Raw genomic sequence first — 15,600 nt, 5'->3', positions numbered from 1 at the left:
ATACTTATTCCTTATTCTGACAAAAGTCAGCATAAAAAAACCGCACCCCAAAAGAGGTGCGGTCCTTCAATTATTGTAATTCAGTTATTGCTTAACAACTTTAATTTCTTTAGTAGCACCATTTGCGGTAACTCTAATGAAATAAACACCATCAGCATAATCTGACATATCAATTTTTACGATATCTGAATTAACAGCCATTGGTTGAGCAACAGCTTGTCCGTTAATACCAATCAACTGAACAGTTGTACCTGCGTCAGCATTTGGTAAGTTAACAAACAAGATACCTGAAACCGGGTTAGGATAAACAGAAGCTGTAATATCTTCTTCTCCAATTCCAGTACAATCAATGATATCAACTTGAACTGTTGATGAATCAGCAGGACAAACTCCATTATCAACTACATAGTTGTAAGTGTAAGTTCCAGCAGCTTCTCCATCAAAATTAACTAATGAACCACCAACAGGCGTTCCGTCAGAATCATACCAAGTACCTCCTAAGTCAACATTTCCAGATAAACCATCAAATAAACTTACTGCACCGTAGTTACATCCAGCATTGATAGTTGAACCAACACCAACGTTTGGAAGTGCTACAACATTTACAGTAGTTTCAACTGTATCAGTTCCGCAAACTTCTTGATCAACATAGAAGAATGTGTTAGTTCCTACAGGGTAGTTCAACATACTTACTGAGTTGTTGATCTCGTTTCCAGCCGTAGCAGCATTTTCATACCACTGACCATTTTGAGTTAAGTTTCCAGTAATTGCATTGAATAATTCAACAGCAGTGTCATCCTCACAAGCATCAACCGGCATTGCAGTACCTGCTTCAACAGCTGGCAATTCAGTTAATTGTAATGGGAAGATTCCAGTATTACCAGAAGTTTCTGAACCTACTACTAAGTAATAAGTATTACCTGGTGTTAATCCACATAAGTTCATACCTGCAGGATCAACTCCAGAACAAACTGCGAATGGATTAAATGTAGCTTCATCAACTAATGTAAAAGTACCAAAGTTGTTACAATCTGTAGCTTCATAAACTGCAATCATGTTATCAAAATCGTTTCCACAAGTTCTGATTTCAACATGTCCAGTAGTTGGAGCGTCAAATGTAAACCAAACAGTATTGAATCCGTTTGTAGGCTCACTACCACCTTCAGTAGCAGTTAAGTTGTGATAAGTAGTTGAAGAACCATCTACCGGCACATCAATTGCAGTACAAGGGATGTCGTTAGTCAATGGTACAGTATAAGTAATTGGACCAGTCCAAGGGTTATTTAAACCTGAACCACAATCAGCTTGTACATAGAAATCCCAAACACCAGCACCTAAACCAGTTACTGAATCAGGGAAGTTACTTGTACTGAATTGAGTTCCTGAACCAGGAGTAAAACCTGCAGTTCCATAAGAAACATTCCACATAGACTCTAAAAATCCTGGAGTCCAATCAAACGCTACTGTATCATTACCTGTATAAGTAAACGCTAAGTTAGTTACCGGAGCACAAACTGTATCTGTCCATGCACTTACAGGACCAGTGTACATACTTGTATCTCCTCCACCACAATCAGCATACACATAAAAATCATAATCTGTATTGTCAATCAATCCAGTTACAGTATGAGGATTTGAAGTTGTTCCAACAGTTGTACCTGTTCCAGGTGTAAATCCATCAGGACCGTACTCAATTACCCAAGCAGTTTCTGTATTACCTGCAGTCCAGTTCAAGTCTACAGTTGTTTCTGTAACATTTGAAGTATCAAGAGCAGTAGGTTGTGGACAAGTTAAACAAGCTTCAACTCTCCAAAAATCAATCGCCATATCACCAGTAAAGCTTGATCCTCTGTGTCCAATCACTCTTAAACTAACAACGTTTCCTACATATGGAGTTAAATCAGCCTGAGTTGCCAACCATGGATCTGTTTGAAGTGCTTGAACCTGACCTGAATCTGACCAAATCTCTGTCCAAGTAATTCCATCACCTGAAGCTTCTACAGCCAATTTACTCATTGTTGCACCAAACATATGGTAATAGAAAGTTACTCTAGCCTCACCAGAACCAGTTGTTAAATCTACGTCTGGAGCAAATAATGTATCAGTTTGACCTGTTGTTCCTGAAGATGTTTCAAGATACATGTATCCAGTTCCTGAATGAGCTTGCGTTGGACCAGTTCCTGTTGAAGTTGTTCCTCCTGTTGTTTGAGTCCAGTCAGGACCAGTAACCGGAGAAGACCAGTCTCCAGGGAATCCGCCTTCAAAGTCTGCTTCATACATAATATAAGGATCACCTAATGAACAATTCAAAGATGCAAGAGGTGTTACAATACTAAGAGGCCCAACATAGATACTAGTATCTCCAGCTCCACAAACAGCTCTTAAATAAAAATCATAAGGTGTTTCTGAAGTTAAACCTGAAACTGTTTCAGGGTTGTTTGCTGTGATCATACTTGTTCCCGTTCCAGGTGTAAATCCAGGAGCTCCATACTCAATTTCCCATGCCGTTGCACCTCCATTTTCAGTCCAAGACAAATCTACTGAAGTATCCGTAAGATTAGAAGAGGCAAAGTTAGATGGCGAAGGACAAGACGGACATGCAACTAAACCGGTTGGTATTGTGTAGTCTCCAATATCATTAGGAGTAGCACCACTTAAACCTTCAGTAGCCACAACAGTTCCGATTTGGTCATAAACTGTAATTTCATTTTCAGATGAAAAACCACCTGCGGTATAATCAAGTGAAACTATATCTCCATTATTCACTGGAATTTGGTAAACTACCGGTCCGTTACCAGAAGCAACTGTTAAACCACTTTGGTATAATACGCCATTAATGTATACATCAACAGTTCCTCCGTTCCATCCATCTCCCCACGTATCAAATAATGAGATATCAAAGAAACCACATGTTCCCGAAGTTGAGAATGAATAAGGCCCTGCCCATGCACTTTGAGTACCACCACAATCAGTTTGCACATAATACTCGTAATTTGTAGCAGACAACAAACCAGTTGCACTAGTTGTTCCACCACTTACTCCTGTTGCTGAACCTTGCTCTGCTCCAGTACCTGGTGTAAAACCAGGAAATCCCCACTCAACATTATCTGTGACAGAACCACCATCTTGAGTCCAAGATAGATCAGCAGAAGTTGACTGAACATTTGAAACACTCAATGCTGTAGCTGGTCCACATGAAGAACCACCAGTAATTGTGATGGAAAAGTCTGTAACAGACCCCCAATCATATGCCCCGCAAGGATCAAGAGGTAAAGCTCCACTTTCTCTTGACATTACACGCATTCTATGTGTTCCATTTAATGCCAAAACGGGAACTGTGAAACCATAAGATTGAAGGTTACCTGTTCCTCCCGCCCATGTAAGCGTACCTACACTTTCACTCGGTTCAAATGATTGTGAACCATCAAAATCGATCCAAACTTCACAAGCATTGGAATAGCTACCCCCACATGTCCCCCAAGTAACATCAACGGTATAGGAGTTTCCTGCAATCACATCTGCCACCTGGCTCGTTTGATCTTCCACTCCTGCAACACCAGGACACCCGGTGTAATTAATATTCATTGTTTCACCGTTGAGGGCAACTCCTTCTACATTTGTATCGCCTGTAAAGGAAGGACCTACACCGGTTACACAGTATTGAGCCAAGGCTGAGGAACTCAGCACCAAGCCTAACACTAAAGCGTAAATTTTCTTCATAACTCTAATTTAATTTAAACATAACTTACTTTCGGCGCTAAATTTCGGAATAAAACTTTATTAAATCGTCTCTCCCTATATGTTCGCACCATTTGCGTGAAAAGTCGTACTTTTGTATTTTGCGTTAATTATATCGATTTAGATAGGATTTAGTATCAATTAGACCCAACCACCAATATGGTTCACTACGTATATTAACTTAGGCACTACTAATCCTCTCCATTTTGAACCAATGAGAAGAGAAAACTCTATAGCGGTTTTACCAATTATTCCTCTTTCGTCCATAAAGGAAGATCATTTTTTCTGTGATGGTTTATCAGAAGAAATAATTAACGCCATTTCTCATCTCAAAGAATTGTTTGTCACTTCCAGAACTTCTTCATTTCATTTTAAAAACACCTCTTTAGAAGTTTCTGAAATTGCAGCTGATCTGGGTGTTAAATACATAATTGAAGGTTCATTAAGAAGATTTGAAGATCAATTTAAAATCACTATTCAAATTGTAAATGCGGTTGGAGATTTTCACATTTGGTCTGAAGTTTTTGATTTTGAAAATGAAAACATATTCAAAATTCAAGAAAGTGTAGCTACATCTGTAAAAGATGCACTTAAAAAACTTCTCAACACCAATGATAAAGCAGAAAACCTTATAAGTTCACCTCATACTTCTATTGAGGCTTTTGAATTAAATTTAAAAGCAAAAGACTTATCTACTGATCTATCTGGTTCCAGTGTCAAATTAGCATTAGAATTAATAGAAAAAGCTTTAGAAATTGATCCTGAAAATGACGCTTTCATTAGTACAAAGGCTTTACTTGTAACCACATTAGGGATAAATGGGTCATGGCCACTGCATTTAGCAGGAAGACAAGCGCTAGACTTATGTGAAGAAGCACTTAGATTCAACAATAAAAATATGGACGCCCTGGCTGTTAAAGGGTACCTAATTTTTGTAATTACCGGTGATGTTGATTTATTTTATGAAAATATCAATACCGTACTCAGGGAAAAACCTAGAGATGTTTTGGCGCTACATTTTGTTTCAATAATTGAATCTGCTCTAGGCAATTATAACAAATCAATGGAGGCTAATGAACTAGCATATGAAATTGATCCAATGTCTCCTTTACCTAAATACTTGCGTTTTTTGAATTTAATGAGATTGAGAAAGTATGAAGAGGCATTGGAAGAGGCTAATAATTTTGTCAAAGATCATCCTAACCACCTTAACGCGCATAATATAAGAGGCCATATTTTATTGAGGTTAAAAAAACCAAAAGAGGCCCTAAAACAATGGAGTAATTTGCCGGGACCTAATGGTGAAACAATTAAATTTTATGGGGGGATTTCTATGGCATATGCCATAATGGGATTGATATCAAAAGCAGAGGAAAATCTAGCATTATCTAAACAACACGATAAAAATTTAAATCTAAGCTATTGTGAGAACCCATCTGTTTTTGTGAATTTATTTTTAGGTCGATTTGAAGAAGCTTTTAGTGTATTAGAAGAGGACGTTAAAATTGGGAAATGGTATACAAGATTTTATAGAGCGAATCCATACATTGACCCTATATTGAACAACCCAAGATCAGCTATTCTTGAAAATGCCCTTGTTGGAACTTATACCTATGGTGAAGTTGAAAAAGTAAAATATGCCAAGTCAGGATTAACAGAAGATGATTTATTGGCAATAGAAATTCAACTCAATGATTATATTGAAGAGCACAAGCCATTTTTGGATCCTAAGATTAATCTTAAAAAACTGGCTAAAAAATTAAATGTCAGTCCAAACAACCTTTCACAGGTTATCAATACTCAAAATAATAAGAACTTTTTTGACTACATAAATTCGTTGAGAATTAAACATTTACTTGAAATGCTCAATGATAGACAAAATGAAAAATTCACCATTTTGTCATTGGCCTATGAAGCTGGATTTAATTCGAAATCAACATTCAATGCTTCTTTTAAAAAACTTACCGGTCTAACTCCTACAGAATACATTAAGTCTATTGAAGTTGAAGTATAAATTCACCTCATTCAAGCTATTCTGCTTAAATTCGTGTCGAAATAAACGTCATTATGAATTTAGATTTAAGTGGGAAAACTGCTATTGTCTGCGGATCAACTCAAGGAATAGGTAAAGCTTCAGCTGAAGAATTGGCCAATATGGGAGCCAATATTATTTTAATAGCAAGAAATGAAGACAAGTTAAGAATTGTTCAATCAGAACTTGATCAATCAAAAGGACAAAAGCACGAGTATCTTGTAGCCGATTTTTCAAAGGCGGATGAACTTCAACAAAAACTTGATGCTTTTCTTCCGGGTAAATCAGTTCATATATTAATCAATAATACAGGTGGACCTGCAGGTGGACCTGCTCATACTGCTTCAATAGAAGAATATAGAATTGCCTTTAATATGCACCTAATCTGTAATCAAATTTTGGCGCAAGCTGTAATTGACAAAATGAAAGATGCAGGCTATGGTAGAATTATCAATATAATTAGTACTTCTGTTAAACAGCCATTACCAAATCTCGGTGTTTCAAATACAATTAGGGGTGCTGTAGCCAATTGGAGTAAAACTTTAGCAAATGAACTTGGACAGTTCAATATTACTGTAAACAATGTATTGCCGGGAGCTACAAGTACTGCCAGATTGGATCAGATTATTGGAAATAAAGCGGATAAGACAGGAAAATCAAAAGAAGATATTTTAGCTGAAATGAGTGCTGCTTCACCAATGAACAGAGTTGCCAGACCAGAGGAAGTTGCCAATGCGGTGGCATTTTTAGCATCACCTGCGGCAAGCTATATCAACGGAATAAATGTTCCTGTTGATGGTGGTAGAACTAAAAGTCTTTAATAATTCAACCTAGCCGCGTAAGCAGTGTTGTGAATTCTCTTTCTGATTCCGTATTGATAAATACGGTTATTTACTTTAGGGTGCACTCTATTTGATAGGAAAATATAAATCAAATCTTCTTGTGGATCAATCCAAAAACAAGTACCGGTAAATCCAGTATGCCCATATGTGTCAATAGAGGAAGAATCTGCCATTCCAAATCCGGTGGTTGAAATTGTTCTCTTGTTAAATCCAAGTCCACGGTGCGAATCTTCTGCAACTGAAGTAAATTTTTGTACAGTTTCTGTTTTTAGGTAGCGTTTTCCTCCATACGTCCCTTTGTTCAAAAGCATTTGACAAAGTTTGGCCATATCATTCGTAGTTGAAAACAAACCAGCATTTCCTGCTATTCCTCCCATTAGAGCAGCATTTGGATCGTGAACATATCCCTGCAACAATTGTTTTCGCCAAAATGATTCATTTTCTGTTGGCACAATTCCATTTTTATTAAAATGAAGCAATGGCTTATACCTTGAACGATCCATTCCCAAGGGTTTATAATAAGTGTTATAAAGAAATTCTACAAAAAGATCTTTGTCCTTTAATTTCTTAGCCGGTTCAGTGAAACCAAAGTCCCTTGGTGAATTTTGAATAATGCTTTTAAACATATAATAAAGTGTATTCATATTGACATCACTGTATTTATATGGTTTGTTTTTATCCAACCAAATCTGGTTCAACTTCAACCACATTGAATCCTCATATTCCTTTTCCATATAAAAATTCTCGGCCACTTCAATACAGTAGGCAGTATCTGAAATATCGCAATAATACTTGTCAAACCTACCAACGTTTTCTGAGGTATAATCTAGAAATCTTATGAGTGGAAAACCGGCCGGCAATCCACTTTTATGAATAAACAACTCATGAAAAGTGATATTTCTAATTGTACTTGGATATGGCAAATGTTTACGAAGCGTATCAGGTAGATAATCTTCTAAGCTGTCTTGTAGATTATACTTACCCATTTCGTAAAGTTTCATTCCAACCATGGTTGTGGCCAACACTTTAGTAATAGACGCTAGGTCATAAATTGATTCTTCTGTTACTTGTTTTTGTCTATCATAGGAATGAAATCCAAATTGCTGGTCATAAATAATACATCCATTTTTAGCCAATAAAACTTGACAACCCGGAAAAGCTCTTCCGTTCATTGCATTTTTAACCGCCCAGTTAATTCCATATAATGTATCCTGATCATATCCGACAAACTCAGGAACTGTTCTGGCTAATAGTGTTTTTTCAACTTCTTTCCCTTTTAGGACAGAATCTTTTGAAACAAAGTTTCCATCTAGGTTTATTCTACTGCTCAATTGTTGAACAAAAACGTCAGGAGAACAAAAATTTATTGAAGGAATAAAACACAGATTAGGTGATGCAGATAATTTACTATACTGCTCAATACTCGAAAAACACACAAGCGTATTCGCTTCTTTACTAATTCCGTTCAAATAATCCAGCACTTCTAATTGAACAGTATCACTTAACACAATTACTTTGCTCCCTTTTGCATCAACTATTTTTTCTACAGACTTCAAGGTTAAATCAGATTCATAATTACTGACATTACATTCTCTTCTTACTTTTAAACTAATATTTAATTTGTCAGGCGCATATAAATTGAAACGACCTTTAAAGGGAACTAATTTGCTTTTATCAGCTATTAAGGTCACACCGTTGTGGAGATAATTTAATCGGCTAAAAGTGGCTTCAGATTCAAGATGTTGTTCTTTGATGTCATTGTTAATCTGGCTTTTTAAATCTAAAATTCTCTTGGTACTTTGTTCGTATTCTTCAGAAGCTTCATTCCACTTATCAAATTGATCCGGTAATTCAATATTCTTTACCAATAAATCAGCTCCTTTTGAAAGCATGCCGTTTATTGCTCCTTCTTTGGATTCCACTATGAATAGTCCTTTAAATCCGGCATTATTCCTGAAATTATTAAAGTCAACAGTATCCATTTGAAAAATACTTAAATGCAGATGATTGTCCTGACTTAAGCTTTTCATGAAATCTTCAAATTCCTCTTTTACATTTTTGTCTTTGTATCCGCCGGTAACAGGAAAAACTGACTGTTCATTTTTTAATTTCGCAATCCACTCTTGATGTTCTTTTTGTGGATTTAACTCTCCTTGAAAATCGAGCAAATTCATTCTTCCTTTTTGAAAGATTCTTGTCAATTTTAAAGATTGATTTTTGACATTGGCATCCCAATATGGATACTTAGGTAAATTCAAAAATTCGAAGAAATTGGTATAATAAATTGGTTGGATGATATCTAATGTATCAACGGCTTGTTTGACATATTGAATACTGTCATAATTCCATGATTGAAACTTTATAGCACCCGGTTGGTTTATTCCTATCCAGGTAATAAGTGAATCTGCGTTGGTTTGATAAGTAGCAGGAATTTCAAATATAAGATGCTGATAATATTGTTCCTTGGCAGATAAGTCTCCAAAAATTGAGTCAATCCAAGCTGTGTTGCTATCATCAAACTCAACATCAGATGTCTCTTTAATTTCATCACCTCCACAAGATGATAAGACAACAATAAGCAGTGAAAATACAAGGAGTGATAATCTACTCAGCAACATTTAATTACATCAATTTGAGCAAATGTAATTATTTACCTTAAAATGGTAATATGACCTTGAAAAGTATGAACGTTTTCTTCTCTATCTACAACTTTTGCACGCCAAACTAGAACACCATCCTGAACAGGGGCACCGTCATAGTTTCCATCCCATTTAAAATATTGATCCGTTGTAGCATAAATCAATTCTCCCCATCTGTTGAAAATCTGAAATTCAAATCCTGTTGCTCCGATTACAGAAACTTCATAATTATTATTTAACCTGTTTCCATCAGGTGTAAATGCGTTTGGTGCATAAAAATAAAACTCAGGCTTAATATAGATTGGCTTGGTAACAGTATCAGAACATCCAATAATATTGTAGGCAATTAATGTAACATCATACCAACCGGCTGCATCATAAGTAGTGTTTGGAGAATTAGCAGTTGAATTATCACCATTTCCAAAATCCCAATACCAGGTCACACCTCCATTAGTAGTGTTTTGGAATGACACTAATAAATCCTCCATTGGTTCATCAGTTAGGATATTGAAATTAGCTTCAGGTCTAACTACTTCTACAACAGTTTGACCATCTATATGATAAGTATGACATTCATCTTCAACAGAAACTGTATATGTAGTGGTATGATTTGGCCAAACAGTTACCTCTGGTGTTGTTTCACCTGAATGATGCCAGTAATATGTATAGTTACCTAATCCTTCTGAAGCCTCTACCCAAATTACGGCAGAATCTCCAGGACAAACTAATTGATCAGGACTCATTTCAAGCTCTAATACTGAAGCTTCCACTGTTACAATAATGTCACTAAATATCTCCACTCCACATCCATCTAAAACTCCTACCGTGTAAGTAGTTGTAACCATTGGTGATACCCCTTGAGAAGTACCACTTCCTATAACCGAAGTTCCTTGATACCATGTGTAAACAAAATTCCCATCACCTCCGGTAGCCTCTGCTAGAAGTGTTTGAGGAGTATTTGGACAAAGCACAGAAGTGTCAGGTGAAGTAACCATAATTACAGGTGGATAATTGGGCACATTAACTGTTCCAGAAACTGTTACCGGAGATTGTAAACATGCATCATTTACTGTAACATCATATGAAGTTGTAGTTGTTGGATTGACGGTAATATTATCATCTGAACCTCCAACACCCCAGCTGTATGTATATGGTTCCAAACCTCCGGTTACCTGTACTTCAAGTACAGCATCTTCCCCGGGACAATGAACATCCACATCCGGAATGGTTGCTTGTAGCGGATTTACATCCTGTATCGCCAATTCAATTGTAATAAAGTTGTTATTTCCGCAAGGGTCCGGTTGATTTAATTGAATAATAACACTTTCTGTTCCTTCTGATATCCCATCTGAAAAAACATCTAAATCAAAAGAAACAGAAGTTTGTCCTGAAGCGAAATTGATGCTTGCCGGCACATTACTATAATCAACACCTTCTGTTGCTGTACCTGAAACCATTACTGGAATAGTTATAGCATCTTGTGCGTTATTTGAAGGTCTTGAAACGGTTACAGTTGCTGTCTCACAACCTTCTGCCATTGTATAATTATCTCCATAACCATCTAATGCTAAACTATATGACATATCAATTGGAGCAAAACTCTCTAAGCTATTTGCTTCTAAAAATATTCCCGAATCATATGCACCATCTCCTGCATCAGCAATAGCGATAACCAAATGATAAGTTTGTCCGCATTGCACTTTAGAAATTGCTTCCATTACTACAGTGAACCCATCATATTGAATATAGAAATCACTTCCATTTTGTGGAGCTGTAGAACCTGTTCCATTATTAATGTAATAAGCACAATTTTGACATGGACCAGAATTAGTATTACCATTATTGATATTATCAATAGAAACGATACCTCCACCTCCCGGAATTGTTGCCATGTTTTGGGTTCCTAAAATACCGGGACCTGAAATAAAGAAGGCAAAAGCATCATTGAATCCTCCGTCAACATATTCAGGGTACTCTTCTGAGCCAAAAACATATCTGAATTTTACTGTATCAGATTGAGGAACAAAGTCGAATTCTAAAACCGCCGCATTATAAGTGTCTGCACCCGCCAAAGACGTTAAAGGAGAGTAGCCCGGATTTCCATTATCAACACCTGCACTACCAGAATCATTAGGACCATGAGGACCTTGTGAACCTCCTAAGATTCCACCTGTATTTAAAACTGTTCCTGTAGTAAGTATTACTCCTGAAGCCAATCCAAGATTAGTATTTGCACCATTAAAAGACCCAATTGCTTCAGCATTTCCGGTGTAAACAACATTTGAAACTGCAACTCCATTTCCAACCAAAGTGTTTTCAACAAGTTGCGTTGGTGTTGCTGCATTAGAGGTAGTTAATTGAGCATAAGTGTTGCCAACTATAAAAGTCGCCATCAAACTCAACAATATGTAAACTAATTTCTTCAATGTAGTAGTACCCCTTTTAATCCTTAGACGAATGGGACAATAAATTTACGAATTTATTAATGAATCCCCTCGTATTTATATAACGAACTTTAAACGCTAAAGTTGTTTTTTAAACATCAAAAAATGAGCCAAATAGGTCACTTATTTATTTAAATCCATTTTAAACCGATTAAGAGGTATGAAATTGTGACAGATAATGTACCTTTGTAGCCACATTTATGGGGTTTTCTGACAAAATAAAGTCCTTTTTTGAAAAAAGTCGTGAAAAACACAAGTTGAGTTTCACTAATGATTCTACTTATGATGAAAAGTGGAGTTTTAGGTTGTCTATGATGAACCTCTATACTTTGTTGGGTTTATATACTCTTATCATTGTTATAGGTTTATCAATACTAATCAGATTTACCCCAATGAAATATCTATTCATGGATCCGGCTCCAACTGCTTCTGTTGAACAAATAAATGACAATAGCAGAGTTATAGACTCTTTAAAAACCGAGATTGAATCTCGACAAAAATATTTTAATGACCTTCAGATGATTCTTACGGATCAACCTTTTGAGGATAGTTTGAAAGCAATAGAAAACGATACGCTTTTAACCAACTACGAGCCTCACTTTGATATATCAGAAGAAGATTCACTTTTGAGAGAAAAATTTGAAAACCAATCATCTCTTGACGAAAAAAACCAGGTTTCTATTGACTTTTATTCCGCGCCGGTAAAAGGTACTGTATCTAAATCTTTTGACAGATCTCAAGGACATTATGGGGTTGACGTAGTAACTGAAAAAGGCGCTCCGATAAAAAGTTGTTTAGACGGAACGGTAATTTTTTCTGCCTGGAGTCAGGATGACGGAATGGTAGTAATAGTACAACATTCAGGGGAGTTAATTTCAGTGTATAAACATTGTTCTTCTCTTCTTAAAAAAATAGGTGACAAAATACAAACAACTGATCCAATTGCCATTGTAGGCAGTACAGGAGCACATTCATCAGGTCCTCATTTGCACTTTGAACTTTGGAAAAGAGGCATCCCTTTGAACCCTCAAGAATTTATCAATTTTTCGAAATAATTTAAATTTGGTACAATTCTTTCTGAATCTCCTGTAAATACAAATCGATTGTGTACTTTTGGACTCCTTAAAATTGATTTTGATTATTAATGTGGTTTAGACTCGCACAGTTCATACTGCGAAATAGGATTTTGATTAGCGCTTTAATTATCGCTATATCAGTTGTTTTTGGATACTTTGCTGTTACCAACATCAAGATCGATAACACCTATGGTACAATGTTGCCTAAGGATTCTCAACCGAAAAAAGATTATCAGCTTTTAAAAAATTCATTCGGCGGAAGTGAATCATTGTTGATTTTTGCTATTCAATGTGAAGATCTTTACACAGTAGAGAAATTTGATGCATATTATGATCTTGGTGTAAAAATTTCTGAATTTGAAGCGGTAGATTCAATTGTATCTGAGGCACACTTATTCCAGTTACAAAAAGATACCGTTAAACAATCTTTTGCTCTTCATAAAATTGTAAATGAAAAACCAACTACTCAAGCCGAAGTAGATAGTTTAAAAAATATTATCAGGGGAAATCCACTTTACGAAGGTTTAATTTATAACCCTGAAACCAATACATCATTGATGATGGCCTTTATATCTGAAGACATCATGAAGGATATGAAAACGGCTAACATCCTGTTTGAAGTAGAAAGTGTAGCACGTTCATTTGAAAAAGATTTAGGTCCTGTTAGAATTTCAGGTTTACCTCATATCCGTGTTACAGTTGGAGCAAAACTGAAAAAGGAACTTGGGTTGTTTATTGGTTTATCAATAGGTATGACCTCTTTATTACTTCTATTGTTTTTTAGAAGTATAAAGATTGTATTGATATGTAATATTGTTGTGTTGTTCGGTGTAGTTTGGTCGTTGGGATCAATAGGAGCGTTCGATTTTCAATTGTCCATCTTAATGGTGTTAATTCCGCCATTGATAATTGTAATTTCTATTCCTAACTGTATTTTCTTGATCAACAAATTCCACCAGGAAATAATATCTCATGGTAACAAAGCAAAAGCACTTTCAAGAGTAATACAAAGAATTGGAAACGCTACATTCTTAACCAACCTTACTACTGCTTTAGGATTTTCAACTTTTATTGGTACCAATTCAGAGAGATTAATAGAATTTGGAATTATTGCCTCAATTAACATTTTGGCGGTTTTTGTTTTATCTATTACCATTCTTCCAATCATTTTAAGTTACTCGGCTATTCCAAAATCAAAACACCTAAAACACCTTGAGAAACAATGGTTGCATTTAGCGGTTGAGAAACTAGAATACTTAAGTTTATATAGAAGAAAATTGGTATTTGGTGGGACGGTTGTATTAGTGATGGTTGCGGGTATCGGAATCTCTATGATGAAAGTTACTGGTAACATTACAGGTGACCTTCCGAAAGACGATCAAATTACTACCGATCTTAAATTCATTGAAAACAATTTTAATGGATCTATTCCTTTTGACATTATTCTAAACACTAAAGAAGAAGGATCATTTTATAAGCGTCTAAAAGAAATAGAAGATGTTCAGAAAATGCTTAGAGAAAAAGAATATTTTTCTAAATCTCTTTCATTGGCTGATGGTGCCAAAATGCTAAACATGGCCTATAATGACGGCAAACCAGAAAAGTATGTTATCCCTTCTGTATTAGAACTAAAAGAGATCAATGATTTCATGAAGGAATCTGGTACTCAAACACAAAACACCTCATTAATTGACACAACTAGAACCCTAGTCAGAATTGCTTTACAAATCAGAGATACCGGAGCCTATGAAATTCAAGGGATTGTTGATTCTATCTACCCACAAATCTACAATACAATTAATCCGGATGCTAAATATCTTGAGGAGAGTTATCAAACCATCTCAAAACAAAGTGGTGAAGAAAAAACAGCTTCATTAGCGGAAATGTACTTACAAGTTCCTGCAGTTAAAGTTAATCTGACTAAAATGTATGACGTTTTTGACGGTGATGAATTAATTGAAAAAGAAAGTGAAGCCGGCTTTAACGATAGTTTAAGAAAAGTAATTGACAAGCAAGAATGGGAAGTTACTATTACAGGAACCTCAGTTGTTGCGTCAAACGGAACTCAATATCTAGTAACAAATCTTTTCATCTCTTTAGGAATAGCCATTGTAGTGATTGGAATTTTAATGGCATTGTTATTTGGTTCATGGAGAATGGTATTAGCCTCATTGGTTCCTAACTTTGTTCCTCTATTGTTTACTGCCGGTATAATGGGATTTGCAGGAATTCCAATTAAGCCTTCTACATTATTAGTATTCAGTATTGCCTTTGGTATTTCAGTGGATGATACAATTCACTTCTTAGCTAAATTCAGACAAGAGATGATTGTCTATCGTCATGATTTAAGACGTTGTATTCTGGTTGCATTAAGAGAAACCGGAATCTCTATGATATATACATCTATCGTTCTTTTCTTCGGATTCTTGATGTTTACATTCTCTGAATTTGGAGGTACTAAAGCCTTAGGATTATTGGTGTCATTGACACTTTTAATTGCCATGTTTGCCAATTTGATGATTCTTCCAAGCTTGTTATTAGGAATGGAGAAAAAGCTTTCAAACAAAGCTTTGAGAGAACCATTGTTACAGTTGTATAACGAGGAAGAAGATATTGAACTAGATCATTTAGAAATAGAGCAAACACTAGAGAAATACAAAGAAGAAGATTCAAAACTTTCAGTTGAAAACGAAGCGACATCAGAACAAAATGATGATTCAGATGTTAATAAAGGAAACAATGAAGGAAGTGAGGAAACTGTTAATACAGCAGCCACTTCTGAAGCTTCAAATTCTTCAGAGAAACAGGATTAAGTAATCTGCACTTTTT

General features: G+C 35.8%; 7 protein-coding genes. 4 read left to right on the top strand and 3 right to left on the bottom strand.

What is annotated here, in order from left to right; genetic code table 11:
* Positions 1–84: 84 nt before the first annotated feature.
* Complete coding sequence (locus K6119_RS14275; RefSeq protein ID WP_221832767.1) at positions 85–3,720, bottom strand: fibronectin type III domain-containing protein; 3,636 nt, start codon at positions 3,718–3,720, stop codon at positions 85–87.
* A 232-nt stretch (positions 3,721–3,952) separates the two neighbouring features.
* Between K6119_RS14275 and K6119_RS14270 the strand changes: the two genes are divergently transcribed.
* Both K6119_RS14270 and K6119_RS14265 read left to right on the top strand, forming a co-directional pair.
* Positions 3,953–5,752, top strand: a complete 1,800-nt coding sequence (locus K6119_RS14270) for a helix-turn-helix domain-containing protein (protein ID WP_221832765.1) — start codon at positions 3,953–3,955, stop codon at positions 5,750–5,752.
* A 53-nt stretch (positions 5,753–5,805) separates the two neighbouring features.
* Positions 5,806–6,591 (top strand): SDR family oxidoreductase, encoded by a 786-nt coding sequence (locus K6119_RS14265; RefSeq protein WP_221832763.1) that lies wholly within the window; start codon positions 5,806–5,808, stop codon positions 6,589–6,591.
* Here K6119_RS14265 and K6119_RS14260 read toward each other — a convergent pair.
* Together K6119_RS14260 and K6119_RS14255 are read right to left on the bottom strand one after the other, a co-directional pair.
* Positions 6,588–9,230: a serine hydrolase domain-containing protein gene (locus tag K6119_RS14260; RefSeq protein ID WP_221832761.1), complete on the bottom strand. Its 2,643-nt coding sequence runs from the start codon at positions 9,228–9,230 to the stop codon at positions 6,588–6,590. The two genes, K6119_RS14265 and K6119_RS14260, sit on opposite strands and share 4 nt — an antisense overlap.
* A gap of 32 nt (positions 9,231–9,262) precedes the next feature.
* Positions 9,263–11,677, bottom strand: a complete 2,415-nt coding sequence (locus K6119_RS14255) for a choice-of-anchor L domain-containing protein (protein ID WP_221832759.1) — start codon at positions 11,675–11,677, stop codon at positions 9,263–9,265.
* Between the two features lie 410 nt (positions 11,678–12,087).
* Here K6119_RS14255 and K6119_RS14250 point away from each other — a divergent pair, with 410 nt between their 5' ends.
* Complete coding sequence (locus K6119_RS14250; RefSeq protein WP_221832757.1) at positions 12,088–12,750, top strand: M23 family metallopeptidase; 663 nt, start codon at positions 12,088–12,090, stop codon at positions 12,748–12,750.
* Positions 12,751–12,839: 89 nt separating this feature from the next.
* Positions 12,840–15,584: an efflux RND transporter permease subunit gene (locus tag K6119_RS14245; RefSeq protein ID WP_221832755.1), complete on the top strand. Its 2,745-nt coding sequence runs from the start codon at positions 12,840–12,842 to the stop codon at positions 15,582–15,584.
* Positions 15,585–15,600 lie beyond the last annotated feature (16 nt).

The sequence above is a fragment of the Paracrocinitomix mangrovi genome (assembly GCF_019740355.2).
GTDB classification, from domain to species: Bacteria; Bacteroidota; Bacteroidia; order Flavobacteriales_D; family Crocinitomicaceae; genus Paracrocinitomix; species Paracrocinitomix mangrovi.
The sequence above is the reverse complement of the archived record's forward strand: the minus strand, read 5'-3'. Positions and strand labels throughout refer to the sequence as shown.